We start from the raw sequence: 26,048 nt of genomic DNA, 5'->3' as shown, positions 1-26,048 counted from the left end.
ATTGTTTTTTCAGTTCTGATTAAAGGATTTATGTATGTCAATGCCATCGCCTATTAACCGTCGTCTGACCAAAAAAATCTATGTTGGTGATGTTGCGATTGGTGGCGATGCACCGATTAGTGTGCAAAGCATGACCAACACCGACACCTGTGATGTGGCAGCGACCGTGGCGCAAATTGAGCGCTGCGTCGAAGCGGGCGCTGATTTGATGCGCGTATCAACGCCGACGATGGATACGGTCAAAGCCTTTGGTGAGATTCGCAAGCTGGTCAGCGTCCCATTGATCGCCGATGTACATTTTGATCATAAGATTGCGCTAGCGGTTGCCGAAGCGGGTGCGGATTGTCTACGTATTAACCCGGGTAATATCGGTAGCGACGCCAAAGTACGTGAAGTCGTCGCTTGTGCCAAGCATTACAATATTCCGATTCGTATTGGCGTCAATGCAGGCTCCCTAGAAAAAGACATTCAGCGTAAGTATACCGAGCCAACTGGCGAGGCAATGCTGGAGTCAGCGATGCGTCATATCGATATTTTGGAGCGTCTGAACTTTGATCAATACAAAGTCTCGGTTAAAGCCAGCAATGTGTTTTTGACCTTGGATGCCTATCGTCTTATCTCTGCTCAAATTGACAATCCACTGCATTTAGGCGTGACCGAAGCGGGTGTCTATCGCACAGGCGCGGTCAAGTCAGCCATTGCTCTTGGTGGCTTATTGCTAGATGGTATTGGCGATACTATTCGTATCTCCTTGGCAGCAGAGCCAGAAGAAGAGATTAAAATTGGTTTCGATATTTTAAAATCGCTCAATATTCGCTCAAATGGCGTGAACTTTATTGCTTGTCCAAGCTGCTCGCGTCAAGAGTTTGATGTGATTAGAGTGATGACTGCGCTTGAGTCGCGTTTAGAAGACATCCGTGAGCCGATGAACCTGTCCGTGATTGGCTGTAAGGTAAATGGTCCGGGTGAAGCGAAAGAAGCGGATATTGGTATTGTCGGTGCTGCACCAAAATCGTTGGTGTACCGTATGGGTGAGAAAAGCCATCTGATTGATACCGAAAATTTGGTCGATGAGATAGAAGGTATGGTTCGCGCGCACGCAGAAGAATTGGCCAAAAAACGTGAGAATGAAATTATTCGAGTAAAATAAGCTGGGATAATTCAGATTCCAGTAGCGTTCGTTAAAGCATGACAACAATAATAGAATACTTGTTAAAATTTTTAAGGATACGACCGTACCATGATTAAAGCTATTAAAGGGTTTAATGATATTTTGCCTGACCAATCCGCAAAATGGCTGCACTTAGAGTCGATATTGGCTGATGTATTGGGTAGATACGGTTATGAACACATTCGCCTGCCTATCGTAGAACAAACCGACTTATTTGCCCGTGCTATCGGCGGGGCAACCGACATCGTCGAAAAAGAGATGTATAGCTTTACCGATAAGTCCGAGCCACCAACGCCCTTAGCATTGCGTCCTGAAGGTACAGCTGGGGCGGTACGTGCAGTGATTGAGCACAATTTGCTGCGTGGTGATACGCCTAAGCTTTGGTATATCGGCCCGATGTTCCGCTATGAGCGTCCACAAAAAGGTCGCTACCGCCAGTTTCATCAATTGGGTGTCGAGAGCTTTGGCAGTGCGCTAGCGGATGCCGACGCTGAATTAATTGCTATGACGCATCTGATGTGGCAAGAGCTGGGTCTAAAAGATGAGATGCATTTGCAGTTAAATAGCTTGGGCGAGCTGGATGAGCGCCATGCTTATCGTGAGGCGCTGGTTACTTATTTAACGGACAAACAAGAGCAGCTAGACGATGATAGCAAACGCCGCTTGACGACCAATCCGCTGCGTATTTTAGACAGTAAAGAGGCGAGTACCCAAGCAGTATTGGCAGATGCACCAAAGCTGGCTGACTTTTTAGGTGCAGAGAGTGTCGCGCATTTTGAACAAGTACAAGCTTATTTGACCGACCTTGGCATCAGTTTTGAGATTAACCCGCATCTAGTACGCGGTCTTGATTACTATAACAAAACTGTCTTTGAGTGGGTCACTGACAAGCTTGGTAGCCAAGCGACCGTTTGTGCCGGTGGGCGCTACGATGGTTTAATTGGACAGCTAAAATCAATCGGTAGCGATAGTAGCAAGCCGATGAAGTCTGAGCCTGCGGTTGGTTTTGCCATGGGACTTGAGCGTTTATTGTTACTCATGGAAGCTGTCGCTCCGATTGCTGATGTGCCAGCTTGTGATGTCTTTGTCGTGGCTCATCCCGATGTTTATGGTGCGGGTATTGGCTATGCACAACGTTTGCGTTATAGCCGTCCAGATGTGCGGGTAAAAATGGCAAGTGCGACGAGTCTAAAGGCGCAAATGAAAAAAGCGGACAAATCGGGCGCTGCGTTGACGGTTATTATTGCGCAGCAAGAGCTGGATGATCAGACTATTAGCATCAAAGACATGCAGACAGGTGAGCAACAGACGGTCGCGCAGGATTGGCTATCGAGTAAAGAGCACTTTTCTCGTCACTGAACCGCTTTAGCATCAGCAACTTAATAACAATTTTATCAGGTAACTACCTATGGCTCTGACACCCAATTCGCCGAATGCAGACAACTCAATGCAAGCGTTAAAGCAATACGGCAGCTATATTGTCACTGCGATTTTGTTGGCACTGGCCGCTTATTTTGGCTGGACATATTGGCAGGACAATCATGCCCGTGTGGATACGGTTGCTGCCGATCACTATGCGGACATCCAGCGATTGAATGAAGAAGTCAGTCTGGCGTCACAAAATCCAGATTTAGAAGCAGAGGCAAAAGCAGCACTATCAGACAGCCGTACGCAGCTTAATAAAGACATTGATGACTTGGTCAGCACGCATGGTGACTCCGTCTATGCGTGGCAAGCGCTGATGATTAAAGCGCGTCAACAGGTTGATGGTGATGACTTTACAGGCGCAAGTGAGACGCTAAAAAAAGCGCTGGCAATCGATTTGGGTGATGCGGGTCTGACTGCGATTACTCGTCTGCGTTATGCTAAGACGCTATTGGCGGCTGGTGATGCAGATGCAGCCTTAGCCGAAGCCAACAACGATATGCCAAGCTCCTTTGAAGCCAGTCAGCAAGAGTTATTAGGCGATGTGTATTTGGCGCAAGACAATAAAGACTCAGCGATTAAGTCTTACAACAATGCTTGGGAATTGTTACGTAGTCGTCAAGAAACGCGTGCAGTATTGGCTTTAAAGATGGAAAGTCTGGGTATCGTGCCTGAGCCTATTGAGCCGCAAGCTGGCCTGCTGCAAGAGCCTGCTACTGCTGAGCAGCCATTAGTCATTGAGGAAAATACCGCTACCGCCGAGCAACCCTCTTAGTTTTAATGATTTATATCTTAACTCAAACCGTTCTACAAACTAAGTAGCGCAGTAAGTCAGCAGAGCAGTATTAACAGTCGGTGCCAATGTAGCGGGAATGTACCGGACTTTTTTATTACTGCTCAATTGCCTATTTACTGATGGCTAATTTATTAATGATTAATTTATTTGTAGTGAGAACCTATCATGACTCAATCTATTCGCTCTAGCAACACGTTAAAGGCTAAGACCATCAAGACGACTGTCATGCACGTGGCTGTCATCGCAGCACTGGCAACGGCTGTCGTTGGCTGTAATCGCGGTATCAAACCTGTCGTTAACGATCCTGTAAAACTGGTGCAAATTGCTCAGCCTATTAGCGTGCTACAGCCTGTATTTAGCACTGATGTCGGTAACAGAAAAGCCAGCAAAAAAGACCCATTAGATTTACAGGTCGGATATGCCAATGGTCAAATAGTAACGGCATCACGCGGTGGTGATTTGACCGGCTTTAATAGCGCTGGTCAAGAGTCATGGTCGGTCAATGTCGGTGATCAAATCACAGGCGGCGTGGCAATAGATGCCTTGAGCCAAACTGCGATTGTCAGTACACGTAGCGGGCGAGTCATGGCTTTTGATAGTGCGACTGGCGCAAAACGCTGGCAGCAACAGTTATCAGGTTCGGTACTGTCACCAGCGCTTATTAGTAATAATCGGGTGATTTTGTCGGCCAATGATGGCTTCTTGCACGGCTTATCACTACAGACTGGTCAGTCGGTATGGCAGTTCGCCACTCAAGTACCTGCTATCAGTGTGCGCGGTAATGCGGCACCGACGTTGTTAGATGAAAAAACAGCATTATTGGCAACGGCTGATGGACGTTTGCATGCAGTGACCACCGATAGCGGTCTACCGCAGTGGTCAAGACGTGTGGGCGTGGGCGCGGGCAGTAGTGAAGTTGAGCGTATGAGCGATGTTGACGGCAAGCCTGTCGTCAATAATAATCAGCTGTTTGCTATCAGCTATAGTGGGCAACTATTAGGGATTGACTTGGCGTCACGTCAAGTGATGTTTGTCAATGATCTTGCCAGCCTAAAAGCGCTAGCGGTAAACAATCAGCAAGTCATTGCCACCAGCTTAGACGGAAAAGTAGTCGCTTATGATCGTAGCAATGGTGAGATGCTATGGGAAAGTGAAGAGCTGGCTTATCGCCACTTAACCAACCCTGTCATGATTGGGAACTATATTGCAGTGGGTGATTATGATGGGGTTGTGCATTTATTTGACCCTGCTAGCGGAAAAATCGTCAGCCGTGTAGAGACCAAAGGCGCGCTTACCAACTTGCAAGCTCAAGGTAGCCGCTTGCTGACCCAAAGTACCTCAGGCCAAGTTGCTATCTGGCAATTAGCTCGCTAAGACTTGATGAACAGGCGCTTTATCAATGGTTTTTTTAAGCCTATGACTAAGCGTACTGTTTAATGTCGATGCTAAGAGATATAAACGCTGCTTTGTCAGCGTTTCATGCCTTGTGTAAATGGCTTGTTTAACGACAGGGTTTCGCGTACTCTATGCGACCGATGCGCTGTCGGCATTATCTCTATATAATAGCGGTAGGTAATGCCTATGTATGGTATCTGGAGACAGTATTCATAAATAATGCTGTCTCTAGGCATACCATCTATTTATTGCAAAATAGTAAATAATACCTTTTTATTGCTATAGTCGGTTTAATATAATTTAGAGACAAGAAAGGCGAGTGAAAGTACTACAAATAGTAGACTAAACGAGACTGACACCGTATCTAATTTATAGAGGATTGACTATATCGTTTTATATTTATCATTCATTTTAGTTTACGTTCAAGCACAGCATGTTTACTCGTATTATTAAGCGAGTAACTGTCTTGTCCGTCATTGTGCCCTTCACTGAGAGTAACCCATGAGTATCAAGCCTGTGGTCGCCTTAATTGGTCGTCCAAACGTCGGTAAATCTACCTTATTTAATCAGTTCACTAAAAGTCGGCAGGCACTGGTTGCTGATTTGTCAGGATTGACTCGTGACCGTCAATACGGCGATGCGGTATATGAAGGCAAAGCCTTTATCGTCGTCGATACGGGCGGTATTGGTGAAGCGGATGATGGCAGCGGCAACATCGATGACTACATGTCTGAACAGTCGCATACTGCCATTCACGAAGCGGATATCATTGTGTTTGTGGTTGATGCACGGGCTGGGATGATTGGCGCTGATGCCGAAATCGGTAAGTTCTTGCACACCCTTGGCAAGCCGGTCTATGTGGTTGCCAACAAAGTCGATGGTGTCCATGACTCTGCCCCTGCAGAATTTTATGCTTTAGGGTTGGGCGAGCCGTATCCGATGGCAGCCAGCCATGGTCGCGGTATCGGTAACTTGCTCGAAATTCTGACTGCTGATATGCCTGAACAAGATGCAGTGGTAGAGCCGAGAGGTTTAAAGCTTGCCATTATCGGTCGTCCAAACGTGGGAAAATCCACCTTGGTGAACCGTCTATTGGGTGAAGACCGCGTTGTGGTGTTCGATATGCCTGGCACCACGCGTGACAGTATTTATATCCCTTATAAGCGCGATGGTAAAGACTACGTATTGATTGATACGGCTGGTGTCCGTCGCCGTGGTAAAATCGATGAAAAAGTAGAGAAATTTTCAGTTATCAAAACCTTGCAAGCCATTGAAGACTCTAACGTCACGGTTATTGTCATTGATGCTCATGAAGGAATCGTCGATCAAGATTTGCATATGATTGGTTACGCCCTTGATGCCGGTCGTGCTTTAGTCGTAGCAATCAATAAGTGGGACGGTCTGACTCAAGATCAAAGAGACTATATCAAAATTGAGATGGATCGCCGCTTTAATTTTATTCCGTATGTAAAAGTGCATCTAATCTCAGCATTACATGGCACTGGCGTGGGTAATTTATATCCATCTATCCTGCGTGCTTATCAGTCCTCTATGTTTGAAGTGTCGACCAACCGTTTGACTCAGATTTTACAAGATGCCGTGACTGCCAATCCACCACCGACGGTCGCTGGTCGCCGTATCAAGTTACGCTATGCGCATATCGGTGGTCACAATCCACCCGTGATTGTCATTCATGGTAACCAAACTGGCTCGCTCCCTAAGAGCTATCAGCGTTATCTAGAAAACCAATTCCGTCAGGTGTTTAAGCTCGAAGGTACGCCGCTTAATGTGGTCTTTAAGCTCAACGAAAATCCTTACGCTAATAAAAGTGATACGCCAACCAAAGCAAAAGCGCAACAGTTACGTCAACGTGAGCGTAATCGAACGCAGAAGTTCACCACAAAAGATAAAAAACCGCGTTAAAACAACGGTTTTACCTGCCTTTAAATGTTTATAATTTTATTTATGAATATAGACTCACTGCAGCTTTGTTATAACAAGGCTGCAACACAGTATGTGCATGTTGCTCTTACCATATCTTACAAATACCTGTAGTATAAATAAACAGTCGTCTTAACTCAGTTGAGTGACATGAACAACCAACCGCTGCAAACCCTTCCTAAGCTTATCTGGCGCTCGGTCGTGCAAGCCATCATTTTGGCTGTATTGGCTGGTATTTTATTGTCTTTTATTTACGGTTTGGTGCATCATTATCAACAGAAGCATCGTCATATTCAGCAATTGGCCGCCTTACTGACAAGCAGTGCGTCGACAGTAGATGGTGCCGACACTGTTGCCAAGCAAGTCAGCATTCTGTTGGCGGCAGAACCAAATATCCAAAGCATCCTATTTTATTCAACGCCGCAGCCTATTGCTGATATAGATAGGTTCACCGCCTATCAGTCAAACGATGACTGGCAAAACGCTTTGTTTGCCAGTACGGTCAGCTTTAATTATCCAGTCATCAGTGATGATATCGTTGACGATAGTGCTGCAACGATAAACGCCACTCAGCAACCAAACACGCTTTTATCAGACAACACGCTTGAGCTGGCAGCCCCTGAAGCCTTAACCGATAATAGTGCCTTGGTTGGCTATATTAATATCACTTTAGATGTAGATAAGTTGCGGGCCAATTGGTTTCGTAGCAACCTGTTGTTATGGCTTATCACTACCATGCTCGCTATTATTTGGGCGCTATACATTCTGCGTAAGCTCAGCTGGCCTGTCAAAGACATCGCAGCGCTAACCGAGGTGTGTGAGATCGTTAGTAAGAACCCAGAGCTTGAACAGCTGCCAGTGATCCCGCAGCAGTTTGAGTTTCAAGAACTGGTGCAAATCAAACAGACCTTTATAACTTTGTTTGATCGCCTGCAAGCGGCCAAACAAGACTACGAGGCACTTGCCGTCTTTGAACAGCAGCTACATCATAAGGACTTGTCCCTAGATGTGCAGTTGCATAACTTTCAAAGTATGATCACTCACGAGTTAAAAACCTCGTTGAATGCTATTGTTGGCGGTTTGCATCTATTAGATGATGAGCGCTTAAACAATGAGCAAAAAGATGCGGTTGATATCATCCGTAATGGCAGTGAAAAATTGGTATTGTCGCTTGACCAAATCATTCAATTGAATCAAATACAAAAGGGTCAAGTTAGCCTACATTTTAGTGAATTTAACCCCTTACAGTTAATCGCTGATCTGTTAGCGGATGTTGAGTGTGCTGCTAAACAAAAAGGCTTGGCGTTAGTCAGTCATATTCACCATATAGACTATACGCTCGAAGGCGATGCGAGCAAAATAAAACAGATATTATCAATACTCCTGAGCAATGCAATTAAGTTTACACCAGTGGGACAAGTGAGTATCAGCTCGCAATTGACCCATTTTGACAATAGTAACCGCTGGCAAATTACTATCAAAGATACGGGGATTGGTATCGATAGCGATTATATCGATGATATTTTTAATCCATTTTTTCAGATAGATTCCTCACAAACTCGGCAGTACGAAGGGACAGGTATCGGCTTGCCGGTGGTCAAACAAATCGCTCAGCTGATGAGTGCAACTATCGAAGTTGAAAGCGCTCTAGGCGTCGGTACGCAGTTTATACTCACCATTCCTCTACCCAAAAAAACCCACGTTCGTCAGCAAAAACTATTGGCTGGATTGGACGTGGTTTACTACTATGATCATGAAACGGGAGTTTTGGTAGATGAGCTTGAGCGTTTAGGGGCGACAGTCATCTGTCACCAGCATGAACATCTTGTGATCGAAGCACTGCATACGAAGAAAGTCGATATGGTGATGTTTGCAGAAGATGTGTCCGCAGGCATCGCTGAAGTTATCGCCAAGCGTATTCGCCAGTTTGAAAGCTACGAGAGTGAGAACCGCGCGCTATTGGTCTACTGGTACGCGCCGCATCAAGCGCAATACTTAGACAGCTTTGAGCATGGCTTAAAAGCGGCTGGTATCGATTACTGTTATAGCGCAGCTTATGAAGATAAAGCCTTAAGTAATCTGCTGAAAAGTTGGCTAATATGGGCATAGCTTATCTCAAAAGTGGCTTACTTCAAAAGTATTCACTTTGAGCTTAATTGCTTTAAAAGCAATAGATATAAGTATCAATTAGTATAGCTATAACTCAGTATAGAAACAAAAAAAGACGCCCAAATTGGAGGCGTCTTTTTTATTCACTCATGCTCTTAAAAAGTATTTGTGCGATGACTAAATAGCCTTACTTTAAAATAAGTTTTGTACCCAGCGTACGGCATGTTGCCACATACGACTCATAAAGCCTGATTGCTCGACATCATTGGTCGCTATGATAGGCACTGATGCGACTGCCTTACCATCGATGACTGCCATCATTTTGCCAACTTCTTGACCTTTTTTGATAGGCGCTTCTAAGCTTTCAGGGATATCAACTACGGTCGTGATTTTGTTCTTCTGCGTTTTACTGGTTAGAATTTGCAGATTATCACCTGTAGTCAGCTCTACTTCCTCTGCTTCCCCGAACCATACAGGGATTTTGCTCACGAACTGGCCAGCCGGTGCCTTGGTTACGGTCGTGAAGTGGCCAAAGCCCCAGTTGAGTAGCTCACGTGACTGATCGGCACGCGCTTGCTGGCTTTCGGTACCCATGATGACAGAGATTAGGCGCATGCCTTCACGGTTACTTGACGCAACCAAGCAATAGCCAGCGGCATCAGTATGACCTGTTTTTAGGCCATCAACGGTAGAGTCAGTGGCGAGTAGGGCATTACGGTTACCTTGGGTAATACCATTGTAGGTAAACTCTTTTTCGGCATAAATACCATAATAGTCACCGCTGTTTTTGATAATAGCACGGGCTAGTTTGGCCAAATCCAACGCCGAGGCTTCATGACCTTCGTCAGGCATACCCGTAGAGTTGACGAAGTGGGTATTCTCCATACCCAGCTTTTCTGCTTGCTCATTCATTAGGATGGCAAATGAATCTTCGCTACCAGCAATATGCTCCGCCATGGCTTTTGAGGCATCATTACCTGATTGAATGATAATACCGCGCAGCATATCAATAACGCTGGCCTTTTGGTTCACTGGCACATACATACAAGATTGACTGCTACTACCACGGCACCAAGCATTTTGACTCATCAATACTTGTTCGTCTTCTTTAAGATCACCTGACGCTAAGCGCTGCTCAATGATGTAACTGGTCATCATTTTCGTCAAAGACGCTGGTGGGAGAGCTTGTTTGGCATTTTTTTGTGCCAATATTTCACCAGTATTGTAGTCCATTAGCACATAGGCTGTATTTTCCATCTCAGGTGGCTGAATGGCAGCGCTCGCCATCACCGCACTCATAGAAATACTCATACCAACGACCAGCTGCACCAGCTGTTTTTTTACACGCTTTACTGTCATAGATTGTTACACCGCATCATGGAACCAAATGTATCTATCGCATCATGGCTAGTACTAAACCTCATACGTTATTTCAAACCCTATGTCTCAAACATAAGGTTTTAAAAGAGCCAATGTGTGAGGAAAACGAGGCCTGAGCGACGGACATAAAATTAACGCCTTATCTTAGCAAAATGCCAACCGATGGGGAATCGATAAATAAAAAAAATAGGACGCAACTGAAAAAGGCAGGCAATACTTAAAAGGCTTTTAGGTATATTGAGATTTATGCATGTTTTTTTACTTGCCACAAAAAAGCTTGCCGCACCAACTGCAATGGAGCAGTGGGGTGACAGCAAGCTTTTCCTAGACGCGATAAGCTCACTTATAAAGCTCGTCGCGCTAGCGTTCTATTTGCTTAACTCAATAAGGCAAAGGCAGCAATATCTATATTTTTTATCATTATTTATTGCTGTTAATGTCCAAGTGAATAATAGAAAGGATTGTACAGAGTAATATTTCTAGACTTAGCAAAAGTTCTACTTTTGTCATACAACGAAAGCATCTATTAATTATCCATTAATATTCAGCGTTCGCCAAATCTTCGCACAAGGCTTTATTTTCTTGTTTAGAGAAGCCCATGGTCCAGCTACGGATGCCTTGTAATATCTGGCGATAGTCTTGCTGTGTTGATAGATATTGAATCGCCGCTTTTGGGTCTTCTAACGATGGCATCAATTCATGCAGCTGTACCGTATAAGACTTATAAAAACGCTGTTTCTGTTTACCATTTAGCATCGGCGGGCAAATCTCAGACAATACTTGCATCACGGCAATCTCGTGCTTGGTGATATTCATGCCAGACATATCCAATGGGATAGTGGTTGCTGGATTGGGTGCAGCATTGGTCGCTTGAGACAGCATGGCAACAGACGTTATCAGTCCTGCAAAACCGATTTTTGAGACGGTCTTTGCTATCACAGAAGCTATAGATAATATCGATTGATTATTCATTCAGTATTACACTCGCTTATCTTTATTTAATGGTCATATGTTAATGGGTAAAAAAACAAAAGTCACATAAAATATTGATTTATGTGTAGATATATTGTGAGCCAAAGGCATTTTGCAGCAACATATCAGTAGCATCAACCTATAAGTTACGTCAGCATAAAAGTATAAGTTTATATTGTTGTACGTTGTTGTCTATTGTAACGTGTTACCGACCAGTTTTAATTGCATCTAGTCGAGCCACTATAAAATAAACATAGTACTACTGGGATGAATTTTTCGTCGCCTCTGTCAGCTTAGACACAGCAAGCAAGGAAAATTTATACCAGTGGCGCATTATAATACTTATACTCATTTTATTTGGGACTGACTATATTGCCGTTTGACTACCGTGAAAAATAAAGGATGCTGTCAAGCAACAGGCAAATTCTGCGCAAAGAGTGGGTTCGTGTCTGCTAGCGATTCAGGTATAATCGCCCATAATATCGTTGCACCTGACACGACTATAGGGTTAAAGTGCTATCTAATAATGACCACAGTTAGCATAAAACGGAGTGATAACAATCGTTCCCAGTGGTGCATCGGGGTGAAGTGCGCTCAGCAATTAATAGTCAAATACTGGGCTAATTATAGCAATTTTACCACCCTAAAGTAGACAAGCAGACAGACGGTCAAACCTAAATATATTGAGCACAAATGAAATTTTTAGTTAGTAATGATGATGGGGTACATGCGCCAGGATTGTTAGCGCTGGCGCAAGCTTTATCAAAGGTTGGTGAGGTGAAGGTGGTCGCACCTAACAATGAGCAGAGCGGCTGCAGTAGCGCCTTGAGCATCTCTCAGCCGTTGTATACTCAGCAGTTGCCGTCGGGGTTTATCGCGGTCAATGGTTCGCCTGCGGATTGTGTTTATTTGGCGTTACACGAGCTGTATCAAGACACGCGCTTTGACTGCGTGATTACCGGTATCAATTCAGGGGTCAACTTGGGACAAGATGTATTGTTTTCGGGTACTTTTGGCGCGGCATTGACCGCCCAACTCTTTGGCTTACCGGCGATTGCGACTTCTCTGGTAGGGGCGAGAATAAAAGGCGACGAGCAAGACCAAGCGCACCGCTATCAAATGGCCGCCGATGAAATAGTCAAACTGTTGACCGAAACATCTATAGTAGAGGCATTCAAAAGTTTGCCCTATCATGTATTAAACGTTAATATCCCTGATGTAAATGATGCTGATGATATTAAAGGTCGAAAAATCACCTGTCTGGGACATAGTCAGATAGCACGGCCTGTACATCATGTGGTAGATCCACGCGGGAGAGATGCCTATTGGCTATCGCTACGTAAGCGGCAACATGAATCGTCACTAGAAACTGAAGATATTCAGTCATCGGCCATGAACATGACGGATGACCAAGCGGTGGCAGCGGGTTATATTAGTCTATCTCCAGTGCGCCTGCATCATACGCCAGCTGACACCCTTAATACGTTGTCGGCGTTAATGCTATAATTTGGTGCTGCCAAATCCTAGCTGCCAAATACTAAACGGTATAAAAGTTAGCAAAATGCTTGTGATTAGCACAAGGAGTTTGTGAGTAACATAAAGAATAGGAAATCTTGTATGAAGAAGCTTATTGCTGGATCGCGCTTGGCAACAGTAGCATTGATAGGAACGTTGACAGCAGCATCGTTAACGATAGTAGGCTGTGCGACGAAGCCTACTTACCAATCAGCTAACCAAGTGGGACCTAAGATTATTACCAATGCGCAAGGCGTTCCTAACTATCATCGCGTGCAGCGTGGCGATACGGTCAGTCAAATCGCTGAACGCTATCGCTTGAGCTATCGTCAAATTGGGGCGATGAACGGTTTGGATAGTAAATATACCATCTATAGCGGTCAGTGGTTGAAGCTATGGGAAGGCGCGCCAGTAACGGCAGCTAGCAACAATCGCTATAATACTTATAATGGTGCTAATACTTCTGCTCCGTCACAGCCGACTTATACCCCTCCTGTCACCAGCACGCCAACGCCAGCATATGAAGTAACGGCCAACGCGACATCGGGCTATGATTATCCAAGTCGTAACCAAGTGGTTCGCAACTTTGATGCGGCAGCCGGTAACATGGGCATGTGGTTCGCTGGTAACGAAGGTGATCCTGTGCTTGCCAGCCAATCTGGTACTGTATTGTATTCGGGCAATGGTCTACCAGAGTATGGTAACCTCATCATGATTCGCCACAGCGATAATTACATCACCGCCTACGCTCACAATAGTCAATTACTGGTTAAAGAAGGCGAGCAGGTACAACTTGGTCAACGTATTGCCAGTATGGGTAGCAGTGGTCAAACCAACCAAGTCGGTCTAGAATTTCAAGTTCGCTTGAATGGCAATCCTATCGATCCACGGGCTGTACTCGGACGTTAAATGCTTTGATTTTAAATGCTTAGACGTTAAATTTGATGAACGGCTGCTAATTGTTGCCGCTAATCGCTAAGTTACTTATCCATACTTGAGAGTTTTTATGATGTTAAAAAAACAGTACATTGCCCTTTTCCCTGCCTTAGTAATGGTCGGTTGTACCAGTCAACAGGCGATGCAAAAACCCAGCAAGCCTGTGCGTCAAGGTAATGTACAGATTACCCAGACCCAAACCATTCAAGTAAAGCCAACACCGGCACCGGTCGTCAAGCCGCAGCCAGTGGCAAAACCAAGCTACAACAGCTTTTCTGATTGGAAGTCTGACTTCTCCATGCGCGCGCTGTCATCAGGCTATGATGCCTCAACGATTCGACGTCTGATGGATTCTGCTTACTTAAATCAGCAGGTCATCTCGCTTGACTCAGGACAGCCAGAGTTTTCAAAAATGCCGTGGGAATATGTTGATTCTGCGGTATCAGATGGGCGTGTGAGTACGGGTAAGCGTAAGTTTGCTGAGCAACGGGCATTTTTGTCACAATTAGAATCGCAGTATGGGGTAAGTGCAGAAACCATCGCCGCGATTTGGGGCATGGAGTCGTCATACGGCGTGGTGACTGGCAATAGCGATTTACCAAGCGCGCTCTCTAGCCTTGCTTATGACGGTCGTCGCCAAGAGTTCGCCGAAACGCAGTTACTATCATTAGCGACGCTATTGCAGCGTGGTGATGTGTCGTGGTCACAGTTAGAAGGCTCTTGGGCTGGCGGCATGGGACAAACGCAGTTCATCCCAGGTACTTGGTTAGAGCATGGTGTCGATGGTGATGGTAATGGTCACCGCAACCCATGGTCAACAGGCGATGCCTTAGCCTCTACGGCCAATTATCTCAGCAACTCAGGCTGGGTTCGCGGTCTGGCACCTTTTTATGAGGTAACGGTTCCATCTTCATTTGATTATTCAGTGGTCGGTAGCAAGCAACCTGCAGCCAGATGGGCGGCGCTTGGCGTTGATACCATAGATGATGTGTATCTCGATGCCAATACGCAAATGGAGCTATGGCTACCAGCGGGTAAAGATGGCCCAGTGCTATTGTTAAGCCCAAATTTTGATGTGATCAAGGTTTATAACAACTCATCGAGCTATGCGCTGGGTGTGAGCTTGCTGGGTAAAGCACTGGCTGGGCAAAGTGGTCTACGAAAATCATGGCCGCGCTATGAAAACCCATTATCGACTTCTCAAGTGACCAGATTGCAGCAGCGCTTAACCAGTGCAGGTTATGATACCAAAGGCACGGATGGTATTATCGGTACCAACACGCGCAAAGCATTCCAGCGTTGGCAAGCCGATAACGGGCAAACGCCAGATGGTTTTATCAGTCAGCGGAGTGCTTCTTCATTGACATCATGGTGAAGTTGGTTGCTGGCGCTATTATGTAATAATCAACGCCACCGTTTTTGACGACTGTGTTCATAATTTTTTATAGTGATGACTCTAAAAAAGCACCTAGATTAAGGTGCTTTTTTATGCCCTATCTAAAGGCATTGATTTACAGGTAGCAGCTTACTTAAAAGGTACTGAGTTAAAAGGCTCGCATTGAAAATTAAGCAGTTAAAATTAAGTACTCACTATTCGGGCATGTCATCATTTTAAAAATGGCGATAAAAATGAGATAAATGGTAGCCAAACAAGAAAAATAGCGCAGATATAGTCAGAGCATTTTTAAACCGCTACGGTGTTGCCCGCCCTAGATGTACTCAGTGTACTATCTGCGGTCGGTCGCCTTGTAGCGATTCTAAAATTCCTTGACTATAGTATCGAGATATTGACCAGCTATTTGATACAATTTGGTAGTATTTAGCCTGTTTAGTCTCTTCCGTTCAGATTGAGGACATGCCCTAATATCGATTATCTGTTAGTGTTTAACGAGCAGGGTGCTATATGAACTTATTTGTATGGTGCTATCAAAAACTTAAGTACACTCGCATTGAAAATATATAAAATCGACTACAACAAGTAGAAGAGATGCAATTAACGCTGATAGCAAAAAATACGGGCTACAGATGATAAACTGTTAGCAATGCCTCACTATAATGTAATACTAATAACAACCGACAAACTGAGTGTTCCCCTATGATTACGATGGAAGCGTTACAGACAGCGATAAAGCTGCGCGTAGATACTTATAATAATAATGACTTTCCATTGCCAACAAGGGTGCTCAACACCTGTGAGCTGCTAGACAGTCGTAATCAAATACTGGCGCAAGATATCACCGCAACATTCGATATACCAAGACAGAATCTATCAGCGATGGATGGTTATGCGATCGCTCATGGCAGCGATATATCAAACGACAGCAGCATTCAAATCATTGGCGAATCACAAGCGGGCAGTGCTTATACTGGCGAGTTAACAGCGGGACAAGGTGTACGTATCTTTACTGGCGCCGTCGTTCCAGATAGCTGTGACACGGTCATCATGCAAGAGAATACTAACTTTGCCACTATTAGAGACACAATCGATAAATCAAAACCTTACACGGTGACGCTGTCGCAAACGGCTCAGATCGATAACAATATTCGCAAACAAGGTGAAGAAATCGAATCGGGCGAGGCCGTATTGAAGGTAGGTAAACGTCTTAATGCTGCTGATATTAGCTTATTGGCTAATTTGGGCGTCAGCCAAATCAAGGTGTTTCAGCCATTGACGGTAGGCCTGTTAGCAACTGGTGATGAGCTGGTTGCTATTGGCAATGAGCTGACAAGCTTGGCGCAAATATATAATTCTAATACGCCTACACTCAAAACCATGCTGGCTGATCTGCCAGTGACCATTCGTGATTACGGCATTATCCCTGACAATCTAGAGCAGACGACTGCCGCTGTCAATAAAGCGATGCAAGACTGCGATGTCCTGATATCAACGGCTGGCGTCTCGGTTGGTGATTATGATTTTTTGACTACCGTGATTGAACAGCTGGGTCAAATTAACCACTATAAAGTCGCGATGAAGCCGGGTAAGCCGTTTGTGTTTGGTGAATTAAACCAAGATATAGCTAAGCCCGTGTTATATTTTGGTCTGCCGGGCAATCCATTATCGACGGTCGTTGGGGCGTTACAGTTTGTGATACCAGCATTGTGGCAAATGTCAGGCGCTGATTTAGCAGAGCGACCCATGCAATTGAGTGTCAAAGCAACGCTCACAAACGATATCAAAAAATCAGCTGGTCGTAAGGACTTTCAGCGCGGTGTTCTCACACAAAACGACGCTGGCAGTTATCAAGTTGAGTGCTTCTCAGGTCAGCAATCACATAGAATCAAACAGCTTAGCCGAGCGAATTGCTTTGTTGTTTTGGACAAAGACAGTGGTAATGTGGCATCAGGTGATAGCGTCATTGTGCAGCCGTTCCCTTGGCTACATGCGTAGTGACAGTTTTCTAAATCTCTATAAGATGACTACAAAAAAACTGAAAATAAATCATACAATGGTAGGCCAAACACGAATAATAAAGTAATGCTGCCCACAAGCACTACTGATGGTAGGAAAATATGAGTGATGACAACATTAAGATAGGCCATGCACAACTGTATTCGCCTAGTATGTCTACATTAACAGCCGCTACGGCTTTTGATAATTATCAAGCCCCGTCTGTAACAGCACCTACCGAGCAAGATATTGAGCACTCTCAACCGTTAACTGATGGTTTTGCTCGACGTCTTACCTATCTGCGTTTGTCTATTACCGACTTCTGTAACTTTCGCTGTGAATACTGTTTGCCGAACGGCTATCAAGGCAAACGCCCTGATGATGAGCTTAGTGTTCCTGAGATTGCCACACTGATACGCGGCTTTGCTCAAGTCGGCACCAAAAAAGTTAGAATCACTGGCGGTGAGCCCTCTATCCGTCGCGATGTCGTCGAGATTATTGAAACCATCAAACAAACTGATGGCATTGAAACGGTGGCGATGACCAGTAATGGTTATAAGCTGGGTAAGCATTTAACCAGTTGGCAAGCAGCTGGGCTCGACCAGTTAAATATCAGCATGGACAGCTTTGATGCCGCTACTTTTCACAAGATGACAGGCTTTGATAGCTTGCCACAACTACTTGCTGACATGGATACGTTGCTGCAAACCACGGATATTAAGCTTAAAATTAATAGTGTGTTGATGGCAGAAACTGCCTTTGAAAATCTGATAGATGCCATTGATTATGTCAAAGATAGACAAGTGACTTATCGATTTATTGAATTCATGCAGACCAGCGACAATAGCGATCTGTTTTTTGCTCAGCATGCCCAGTCCGATATTATTACCGATTATTTATTAGAGCATGGCTGGCAGCCACATGAGCGCGGCAGTAGTGATGGTCCAGCGGTAGAGTACAGCCATCCTGATTATATGGGACGCATTGGTATGATTGCCCCTTACGCGGCGCATTTCTGTGATACCTGTAATCGCCTGCGGGTGAGCAGTCAAGGCAAAGTGCATCTGTGCTTATTCGATCAAGGCAACTATGATATTCGTCAGCATCTACAGACTAACGATGTGCAAGGTTTAGTCAATGATCTATATAGCTTTATGCCGATTAAACCTGAGCACCATCATTTGCATGATGCCAATAGCGGCATTATGCATAACCTGTCAATCATTGGCGGTTAAATTAATAAGCACGTTACGCTTTTTTAAACATTAACATCACCTTCTCGAGGAAACTCTATGAGCAAACCCGCTACAGCATTTACACCGCTTAATATTACCGTATTAACCGTCTCTGACAGTCGAACACTTGCAGAAGATACCTCAGGACAATACTTGGTAGACAGCTTAACCGAAGCAGGGCATCATTTAGCAGACCGTCAATTGATCTCTGATGATATCTACCAGATAAGAGCGGTGATCAGTGGTTGGATTGCAGATCCAAAGGTTCATGCAGTGATTACGACGGGCGGTACGGGATTTTTTATCAGAGATAGCATGCCAGAAGCGGTAAAAGTACTGTTTGATAAGTCGATCGATGGCTTTGGTGAAATGTTTCGTCTCATCTCAAAAGATGAAATTGGCATGTCTACGGTACAATCACGAGCGGTTGCTGGCATGGCAAATGGCACCGGTATATTTTGCTTACCGGGCTCATCAGGCGCGTGTCGTACTGGCTGGGAAAATATCTTAAAAGAGCAGTTCGATAGCCGTACTCGTCCATGCAATTTTGTGCCGCACTTTTTGGCACAAAATCCTAGCCATGACTGATATTCAATGATGGTTGATACTGCACCACATCTAAATAGCTTGGCAGGCGTAGTCATCTTAGCGGGTGGTGCGTCCAAGCGTATGGGCACGCCCAAAGCGGAGCTCACTCTGTCGACAGGTGAGCGGCTATTAGACTATCATGTGCGTCATGCCCTTGAACTAACAGCGGCTGATTCAAATGCCGCTGATTTCAATATACTGATTATGATTGCAGACAATGAGCGCGGTTTTACGGTTGATTTAGATTTAACTGTTAGTAATATACAATCTTCAATTATGCATATTACTGATTACACTCCTATGAAAGATGACAAACAGAGCGATAATGGCGGGGCTTTGGTTGCTATTGAATCAGCTCTGCAGACATTAGCTAAGCTCACTGATACAACGCCAAACCAAAAATCCGGCTCCTCATGGTTACTCGTTATTAGCTGCGATAGCTTAATACCGGCAACTGATTTGTGGCAAAAATTACAACCAGTGATTAGTCAAGCGGCCGATAAAAAAGTGGTTTGTCTAACCGATGATAGCCATCTATATCCATTATTGGGGCTGTATCAATTAAGTGTTGAGCCTGATCTGAAGGCTTATGTTGATAGCGGTCAACGCCGCGTCATGTCATTTATCAAGCCTCTTACGCAAGCGGTGCCTTTGACAGAAAATTGGCAGCATCTGACCAACTTTAATACCCCTGAAGATTTTCAACGTGCCTGCGCAGTGTTAAGCGATTTATAAAATTTTATCAAGAGACTTTATCAAGAGACTTTATCAAGAGACTTTATCAAGAGACTTTATCAAGAGACCTTATCAAGAGACATTAGCAATGAATAGCAATAATCAGGAAAGCAGACAATCTAGCTTATCGCATCTAGACGGCAACGGCGATATTACCATGGTTGATGTCAGTGGCAAGACGGCAACGACGCGAGAAGCCAATGCAGTCGGACAAGTGCGTTTCCCAAGCGAGATTTATGCGCAAATCAAAGCTGCTGATGGTATGACCAAAAAGGGTAGCATTACTCAGACGGCGCATATCGCCGGTATTATGGCCGCCAAGCGCACCCACGATTTGATTCCACTGTGTCATCCATTGCCGCTAGACAAGATTGGTCTAGCCTTTGCTTATGATGACGACCTAAATGCCATTATCGTCAGCGGCACTGTCAAAGTCACGCATAAAACTGGGGTCGAGATGGAAGCCTTAACCGCCGTTAGCATTGCTTGTTTGACCATCTACGATATGACCAAAGCGCTATCGCATGATATCGTTATTGATAATATTCATTTGGTGACAAAAACAGGTGGAAAATCAGACTATCGTCATGCTTAAAATCACACTTAGAATAATGAAGTTTTTTATAACGATGAGCATTACCAGATAAGCAGTAATATATAGTCAAAATATCCTAAAATCGCTACGGTACTGCTGATATCAATTTTTTGAAGCCTCTGTCTGCGCAGGCATAGCAAGCAAAAAAAATAGATATCAGCAGTGCGTGATGTGTCGATATTACTTTTAACTGACTATAGTTATAACGCTCGATAGTTTGCACAGAATGGAAGGTTTTTATGAGTAATATTGACGTAGCACCAAACACTGAAGCAACGATGACTATCAACGTCTTGTATTTCGCCAGCTTAGCGGACGAAGCCAATTGCCAAGAAGAAGCGGTCAGCGTTGAGCAGTCGACCTCATTGACTGAGCTATACGAACAACTCAGTCAAAAGCATCGCTTTAGTCGCCCGCAGGCAGAGCTACGCGTGGCGGTAAATGATTACTTTGCTAAATGGACAGACCAGATCTATGATGGTGATAGTGTGGTATTTATCACCCCAGTTGCGGGTGGTTAAATTTTAGTAGATCGCTTCCTAATTAAAAAGACAGCAAATAGAGACATCAAATGACAGATAACGTCCACAGCCACTCAATGAGTATCAAGCGTAGTATCGATGAAGCCTACCTAATCGCTGAGCGTGATGGCTTTGCGTTATTAGACGTAGCGATTGATGAAGGTCGACTAAAAAATACCCTCGATGATGATAGCTGCGGTGCTTTTGTTTGCTTTGAAGGCAGAGTGCGTAATCATAATAATGCCACTAGTGTTGAACGCTTGACCTATTATGGTTATGAAGACTTAGCGCTGAATCAAGGTCGCGCAATTATCGAAGAAGCTAAAAAGCGTTTTGAAATCACTCATGCCATTGCCATTCATCGTATCGGTGCTTTAGAGATAGGCGATGTCGCTGTGTGGGTTGGTGTGGTTTCTGCCCATCGTTATCCCGCTTTTGATGCTTGCCGCTGGATACTCGATACAATTAAGGCAGATATTCCGGTTTGGAAGCAAGAATACTACGACAATGATGTTTCCAAGTGGCTTAGTAACAATGGTTAAGAACGAGGATGGTTAGTAATGGCTAAGTTGATGGCGGTGACACCTATCTCTGCGTTTTTACTAGTAGCGTTAAGCGCTTGCACAGCAGAAAATACGGTTGACACGGATTCTGCTAGCCAGACACCTGAGCAAACCCAAACCCTACGTATTGCTGCTGCTGCCAATTTATCGGATGTGTTGCCTCAAATTGTTGATGGTTATAAAGTAGATAAAAATTTAGTGGCGCAGGATATCGACGTCACTTATGCCTCGTCAGGCAAGTTATACGCGCAAATAAAAGCAGGTGCACCTTACGATATATTCTTATCTGCCAATCAAGAATTCCCTGCCAAACTGGCGGCTGAAAGAGTCGTAGACAACGATAAAAATAATGAGAGTTATACACCATTTACTTATACGCAAGGTCAATTGGCACTATATAGCGTCACTAAGTCATTGCATGGTCTTGAGCCAGCAGCGGTGAGTGACTTATTAATAAAAGACGCTAATGGTAAGATAGCCATCGCTAATCCTGAGCTTGCCCCTTATGGCGCATCGGCACAAGCCTATCTACAGTCGCAAACTCTATATAACACTTTAAATCAGCAAAAACGCCTGATACAAGCAGAAAATATCGGCCAAGCATTTCAATACGCACATACGGGCAGTGTGGATTATGGCTTTGTTGCACAGTCACAAATCATCGCTATCAAAGCCAAACCCGAACAATTTATCACGTTAGCGCCAGCCTCTTATCCAGCGATTTTGCAAGATGGAATCGTCATCAGTGACGCACTCATCGCCGCAGATTTTACTGATTATTTGCGCTCAAAAGCAGGACAACACTATTTCTCGCAAGCCGGCTATTTAATGGTTAAATAACCAAGCATTATCCTTATATCAAACCCAAAAATATGATTAGCTGTGTCAAAATCGCTTAACCTATCAGGTGTAGTACTTGTACTATTTTTCCTTGCTACTTTAATTTTTGTAAATGATATGGCCAGTGAAAAGTAATATCGATACATCAGCAATACCGTCACGTTTTTAGGATATTTTGACTATATTACTTGTTACGATCAGTAACGGCTAGCAACGACCAAGAAAGAGCAGTGACGTTATGATAGCCCAATCTCTTATGGCAGACATGCTCAGTCCATTGTGGGTGAGCATTAAGCTCGCTAGTGTGACTACCTTGTGCTTATTACTGTTTGCCACGCCTATTGCTTATTGGCTCGCCAAACCCAGCCGTGGCCGCGTACTTAGCCGTTTTAAAGTCTTACTAATGGGCGTTATCGCGTTGCCGTTGGTATTACCGCCTACCGTGATTGGTTTTTATTTATTACTGCTATTAAGCCCCAACGTTGGTATCGGTAGATGGCTTGCCGAGCATAACATCAGTCCATTCATCTTTACCTTTGAAGGGCTTGTCATCGGCTCTATTATTTACTCATTGCCTTTTTATATTCAGCCTGTCTACGCTCAGTTTTTGCGCATTCCACCTAGCGTCATTGAAGTTGCACATTTATTAGAAACCAGTCGTCTGAGGCGCTTTATGAAAGTGGCATTGCCACAAGCGCGCGTTGGTATCATTCTTGGCAGCTTAATTAGCTTTGCCCATACCATTGGCGAGTTCGGCGTGGTATTGATGATAGGTGGCAGTATCTCCGGTGAGACCAAAGTCGTCTCGATTGCTATCTATGAGCAAGTCGAGGCACTGAATTATGAAGCTGCACATATGATGTCCGGCATTCTTATTATCATTGGTGTGATCATGGTCGCCTTGATTGCCACTGTCAATAAGCTAAATCAACGCTGATGCTCGATTAACGTTGATAAAAGCGACGCAAACAGCATTTTTGAAACACTATAATTTCTAGCGATTCTCATCTGAGCGCTTAATACTGTCTGGGCTTGCTTGATAAACAGCATCTAGCTCATCCTCTGTTAGATACTTTTCTACGATAGGATACAGTTCGCGCTCCTCAAAACGAATATGGTCGTATAGTAACGTGCCAAGCTCTCTAACTTGTTCTGTCGTTATAGACTGATTCGCCGTTTTTTGACCCGTATCTATCAGGGTCTGCAAGCGTTTATGCTGACCAGTAAGCGTCTCTAATACCGATGCTACTTCAGGTTGAGATGCTCGATAAGGCTCTAGGGCGTTGGCAATTAAATTGTCTTCAATCTGAAAATGACATTGCATATCGTCGATATAAGCGGTGAGATTATGCCAGTGCTTGGCAATCTCGTCAGTCGTGTCAGCGCATTCTTTCGCATGACGAGATAAGTTGAGACCAAGGTGATGCTGGCGAGATAATGGCTGTAATTGATTGCTGCGTTTCATAATTGGACCCCTTCATAAGTCTACAAACGATTAGGTAAAATACTTTTGAAACAAAAGCTTTTATTTTTAATACTGTCATTCTAAAAATTATGATGCTGTTACTATCAGCATACACAAGCATCAAGGCAGGTTGTTATTTCATTTTTATCTCTACTTTTCAAATGAGGACACGCCCTAGAATTATATAAATATAATTGAATTACTATAAAACCAATAGCACTGGTAATATCAGCTTATCGATTTTATGTAAAATTGACTATAGAGTCGTCTTTGCATTGGCTCTATTTTAAAAAGGCCTAATAATTTTGAGAAACTGCTCCAAACGACAAGTATTGTTCTAAAAATAAGAACTATAATTTGCGTTTACCCCTGTTTATTTGCGGGTCGTCAACACCTATAATAGTGTTATCGAATAAAGACAACCGAGCAAAAACATAGGAAGATGATTATGACTACTACAAATAAAATCAATGATAATCTTACCCCACTACAACACCGTACCGTGATGCATCAACTACCTGGCATGCCAACCTCTGATGGCGCTGGCGTGAAGCTCACGCGTATTATTGGCACGCCGCATCTGGATACGTTGGATCCGTTTTTGATGTTAGATTGCTTTGAGAGCGATGATGCTGATGATTATGTGGCAGGCTTTCCTACCCATCCGCATCGCGGCTTTGAGACCGTGACCTATCTGCTCAATGGTCGTATGCGTCATAAAGACAATGCAGGTAATGAAGGTGTCATCGAGCCGGGCGGTGTGCAGTGGATGAGCGCTGGGCGTGGCATCTTGCATTCAGAGATGCCAGAACAAGAAGAGGGCTTGTTAAAAGGCTTTCAGCTATGGGTCAACTTGCCTGCCAGCGCTAAAATGAGTGAGCCGAATTATCAAGAGTTTCCACCAGAGTCGACGCCACTTGAGCGCCGCGACAATGGCACCGAAATTCGCGTCATCGCTGGTGAGACTAGCGAAGGTACGGTTGGACCTGTTATCAATAACTATACTTATCCGACGTACTTGGATGTTACCTTACCGGCTAATACCAGCTTTGAGCAGGCTTTGGCAAGCGAGCACAATGCCTTTATCTACGTGGTAGAGGGTGAGTTACAAGTACGAGATGCTGAAGGAAATGTCAGCAAAAATAATACGGTACGTGCCAAAAACCTTGCTGTATTAACCAAAGGTGATACTGTTACTGTGGATAGCGCTAATGATGGCGCGCGGTTTTTGTTAATCGCAGGCCAGCCGCTTAACGAGCCAGTCGCTCGCATGGGGCCGTTTGTGATGAATACTGAAGCCGAGCTACATCAGGCGGTCAATGACTTTCACAATGGCAAGTTTGGACAACCTGCTTAAGCGTGATTGTGAGTATCAACGCGTTAATGATAAAGTAGCAAAGCCCGCTAAATTAATTTTAGCGGGCTTCTTTATTGAATACTAAGAATGATAGGGTGGATTATTTACGTTTTTTATTCAGCACTTCCACTAGCAGGAGTTGCTTCAAATTCAGCCAGCATAGCGCTAATGCGCTTGTCTTTTTGCTGCCACATCTCTTCTATCCAAGCAAACATCTGCGCCTTGATGGCCTCATCATTCTCATAACCGCCATTTTTGACCGCATCAAAGAGCGCATCAGGTATCTCGACATGTCGTACGTCGACACCCAAGCGTTTGATATTGCCTTTCCACAGATCACTGTAAGTCGGCACCCCATCAGGATATACGATGGTCATATCCAAGATGCCATCCATCTCTTTACCCAACGCATTAATTGCTAATGATAAACCGCCCGCACGTGGCTTGAGGAGATACTTGTAAGGTGACTGCTGTTTGTCATGCTTGTCTTGGGTAAAGCGCGTGCCTTCTAAATAGTTCAATAAGGTAAAAGGTTTGTCTTTGAGTAGGGCGCATGCGCGTTTGGCTTCTTCGATATCTTTGCCTTGTAAAGCTGGGTTTTTAGCAATTGCCTCTTTAGAATGGCGACGCATAATAGGAAAGTCTAAAAAATAAAACGCTTGACCGATAACAGGAATGTATATCAGCTCAAACTTGGTAAAAAAGCGCGTTAATGGCAAGCGGTTTTCACTAATGTATTGCACGATACTGGTATCTACCCATGACTGATGGTTGCTCATCAGTAGATACTTGCCTTGGGTATTGACGTCGTCAGGTAGGCTGATGCGCCAGTCTTTCTCCGGCAAGATATTATCGATTAAGGCGTTATTACTATTTATCCAATAGTTAGTCACTTTGATCATCGTGTCATCAGCGATCGCGGCACCGGTCACGACTTTAGTAGCACCCATTAGCCATACCGGTAGTGCAACGATTAGGCTGTTACCAGCAAGTACCCCTGTGGCCGTTGCAAGCGAGGCAACTTTGCCAAGTTTAGGGTTGCGTTTGTGCATTTTTTGCATGAATGATGACAGTCGCATATTAAATCCTTTTATTCTACTAACTGATAATGACTCCAG

The 26,048-nt window shown here is 44.4% G+C and carries 23 protein-coding genes; 19 read left to right on the top strand and 4 right to left on the bottom strand.

Translation table 11 applies throughout. The annotated features are described in order from the left end of the window. Nucleotides 1–34: 34 nt before the first annotated feature. The 6 genes from ispG (at nucleotide 35) to W293_RS0100485 (ending at nucleotide 8,837) form a co-directional block, all read left to right on the top strand. Entirely contained in the window at nucleotides 35–1,150 is a 1,116-nt protein-coding gene (gene ispG, locus W293_RS0100510) for a flavodoxin-dependent (E)-4-hydroxy-3-methylbut-2-enyl-diphosphate synthase (RefSeq protein WP_025650582.1), read from the top strand. 90 nt (nucleotides 1,151–1,240) lie between these two features. Further along, entirely contained in the window at nucleotides 1,241–2,530 is a 1,290-nt protein-coding gene (gene hisS / locus W293_RS0100505) for a histidine--tRNA ligase (RefSeq protein WP_025650581.1), read from the top strand. A 49-nt stretch (nucleotides 2,531–2,579) separates the two neighbouring features. Next, complete coding sequence (locus W293_RS0100500) at nucleotides 2,580–3,371, top strand: YfgM family protein (protein WP_025650580.1); 792 nt, start codon at nucleotides 2,580–2,582, stop codon at nucleotides 3,369–3,371. 186 nt (nucleotides 3,372–3,557) lie between these two features. Next, nucleotides 3,558–4,766 (top strand): outer membrane protein assembly factor BamB, encoded by a 1,209-nt coding sequence (bamB, locus tag W293_RS0100495; RefSeq protein ID WP_037026329.1) that lies wholly within the window; start codon nucleotides 3,558–3,560, stop codon nucleotides 4,764–4,766. A 522-nt stretch (nucleotides 4,767–5,288) separates the two neighbouring features. Next, on the top strand, nucleotides 5,289–6,710 hold the full coding sequence (der, locus tag W293_RS0100490) for a ribosome biogenesis GTPase Der (RefSeq protein WP_025650578.1): 1,422 nt from the start codon (nucleotides 5,289–5,291) through the stop codon (nucleotides 6,708–6,710). Between the two features lie 168 nt (nucleotides 6,711–6,878). Further along, a complete protein-coding gene (locus W293_RS0100485) occupies nucleotides 6,879–8,837 on the top strand; it encodes a sensor histidine kinase (RefSeq protein WP_025650577.1) in 1,959 nt (652 codons plus the stop codon). A 192-nt stretch (nucleotides 8,838–9,029) separates the two neighbouring features. On the opposite strand, the gene W293_RS0100480 is transcribed toward W293_RS0100485, so the two are convergent. Both W293_RS0100480 and W293_RS0100470 read right to left on the bottom strand, forming a co-directional pair. Further along, entirely contained in the window at nucleotides 9,030–10,196 is a 1,167-nt protein-coding gene (locus W293_RS0100480) for a D-alanyl-D-alanine carboxypeptidase family protein (protein ID WP_025650576.1), read from the bottom strand. Nucleotides 10,197–10,754: 558 nt separating this feature from the next. Beyond that, nucleotides 10,755–11,189, bottom strand: coding sequence for an MCR_0457 family protein (locus W293_RS0100470; RefSeq protein ID WP_025650574.1), 435 nt, complete (start codon nucleotides 11,187–11,189; stop codon nucleotides 10,755–10,757). A gap of 693 nt (nucleotides 11,190–11,882) precedes the next feature. On the opposite strand from W293_RS0100470, the gene surE reads away from it, so the two are divergent. The 12 genes from surE to modB all read left to right on the top strand — a co-directional run bounded on the left by surE (nucleotide 11,883) and on the right by modB (nucleotide 23,045). Further along, nucleotides 11,883–12,695 (top strand): 5'/3'-nucleotidase SurE, encoded by an 813-nt coding sequence (gene surE, locus W293_RS0100465; RefSeq protein ID WP_025650573.1) that lies wholly within the window; start codon nucleotides 11,883–11,885, stop codon nucleotides 12,693–12,695. A gap of 111 nt (nucleotides 12,696–12,806) precedes the next feature. Continuing rightward, nucleotides 12,807–13,613: a LysM peptidoglycan-binding domain-containing M23 family metallopeptidase gene (locus tag W293_RS0100460; RefSeq protein ID WP_025650571.1), complete on the top strand. Its 807-nt coding sequence runs from the start codon at nucleotides 12,807–12,809 to the stop codon at nucleotides 13,611–13,613. A 97-nt stretch (nucleotides 13,614–13,710) separates the two neighbouring features. Continuing rightward, complete coding sequence (locus W293_RS0100455; protein ID WP_025650570.1) at nucleotides 13,711–15,015, top strand: lytic murein transglycosylase; 1,305 nt, start codon at nucleotides 13,711–13,713, stop codon at nucleotides 15,013–15,015. A gap of 720 nt (nucleotides 15,016–15,735) precedes the next feature. Then, a complete protein-coding gene (gene glp, locus W293_RS0100450; RefSeq protein ID WP_025650569.1) occupies nucleotides 15,736–17,031 on the top strand; it encodes a gephyrin-like molybdotransferase Glp in 1,296 nt (431 codons plus the stop codon). Nucleotides 17,032–17,153: 122 nt separating this feature from the next. Next, entirely contained in the window at nucleotides 17,154–18,266 is a 1,113-nt protein-coding gene (gene moaA / locus W293_RS0100445; RefSeq protein ID WP_025650568.1) for a GTP 3',8-cyclase MoaA, read from the top strand. A gap of 57 nt (nucleotides 18,267–18,323) precedes the next feature. Then, the gene (gene moaB, locus W293_RS0100440; RefSeq protein WP_025650567.1) at nucleotides 18,324–18,854 is read left to right on the top strand and encodes a molybdenum cofactor biosynthesis protein B; all 531 of its coding nucleotides are present in this window, start codon (nucleotides 18,324–18,326) and stop codon (nucleotides 18,852–18,854) included. Between the two features lie 6 nt (nucleotides 18,855–18,860). Then, nucleotides 18,861–19,589 (top strand): molybdenum cofactor guanylyltransferase, encoded by a 729-nt coding sequence (locus tag W293_RS0100435; protein ID WP_025650566.1) that lies wholly within the window; start codon nucleotides 18,861–18,863, stop codon nucleotides 19,587–19,589. A gap of 88 nt (nucleotides 19,590–19,677) precedes the next feature. Continuing rightward, nucleotides 19,678–20,184: a cyclic pyranopterin monophosphate synthase MoaC gene (gene moaC / locus W293_RS0100430; RefSeq protein WP_025650565.1), complete on the top strand. Its 507-nt coding sequence runs from the start codon at nucleotides 19,678–19,680 to the stop codon at nucleotides 20,182–20,184. A gap of 239 nt (nucleotides 20,185–20,423) precedes the next feature. Then, entirely contained in the window at nucleotides 20,424–20,705 is a 282-nt protein-coding gene (locus tag W293_RS0100425; RefSeq protein WP_025650563.1) for a MoaD/ThiS family protein, read from the top strand. Nucleotides 20,706–20,755: 50 nt separating this feature from the next. Further along, nucleotides 20,756–21,247, top strand: coding sequence for a molybdenum cofactor biosynthesis protein MoaE (locus tag W293_RS0100420; protein ID WP_025650562.1), 492 nt, complete (start codon nucleotides 20,756–20,758; stop codon nucleotides 21,245–21,247). A gap of 18 nt (nucleotides 21,248–21,265) precedes the next feature. After that, a complete protein-coding gene (gene modA / locus W293_RS0100415; RefSeq protein WP_025650561.1) occupies nucleotides 21,266–22,108 on the top strand; it encodes a molybdate ABC transporter substrate-binding protein in 843 nt (280 codons plus the stop codon). Nucleotides 22,109–22,346: 238 nt separating this feature from the next. Further along, nucleotides 22,347–23,045, top strand: coding sequence for a molybdate ABC transporter permease subunit (modB, locus tag W293_RS0100410; protein ID WP_025650560.1), 699 nt, complete (start codon nucleotides 22,347–22,349; stop codon nucleotides 23,043–23,045). A 57-nt stretch (nucleotides 23,046–23,102) separates the two neighbouring features. Here modB and W293_RS0100405 read toward each other — a convergent pair whose 3' ends face one another. Continuing rightward, on the bottom strand, nucleotides 23,103–23,573 hold the full coding sequence (locus W293_RS0100405; protein ID WP_025650559.1) for a hemerythrin domain-containing protein: 471 nt from the start codon (nucleotides 23,571–23,573) through the stop codon (nucleotides 23,103–23,105). A gap of 448 nt (nucleotides 23,574–24,021) precedes the next feature. Between W293_RS0100405 and W293_RS0100400 the strand changes: the two genes are divergently transcribed. After that, complete coding sequence (locus tag W293_RS0100400) at nucleotides 24,022–24,930, top strand: pirin family protein (RefSeq protein WP_025650558.1); 909 nt, start codon at nucleotides 24,022–24,024, stop codon at nucleotides 24,928–24,930. Nucleotides 24,931–25,043: 113 nt separating this feature from the next. Here the strand turns inward: W293_RS0100400 and W293_RS0100395 are convergent, their stop codons facing one another. Beyond that, the gene (locus W293_RS0100395) at nucleotides 25,044–26,009 is read right to left on the bottom strand and encodes an acyltransferase (RefSeq protein ID WP_025650557.1); all 966 of its coding nucleotides are present in this window, start codon (nucleotides 26,007–26,009) and stop codon (nucleotides 25,044–25,046) included. Nucleotides 26,010–26,048: the final 39 nt, after the last annotated feature.

Source organism: Psychrobacter sp. TB67, from assembly GCF_000511065.1.
GTDB classification, from domain to species: Bacteria; Pseudomonadota; Gammaproteobacteria; order Pseudomonadales; family Moraxellaceae; genus Psychrobacter; species Psychrobacter okhotskensis.
Note: the sequence above shows the minus strand (reverse complement) of the source record. Positions and strands in the feature narration are given on the sequence as shown.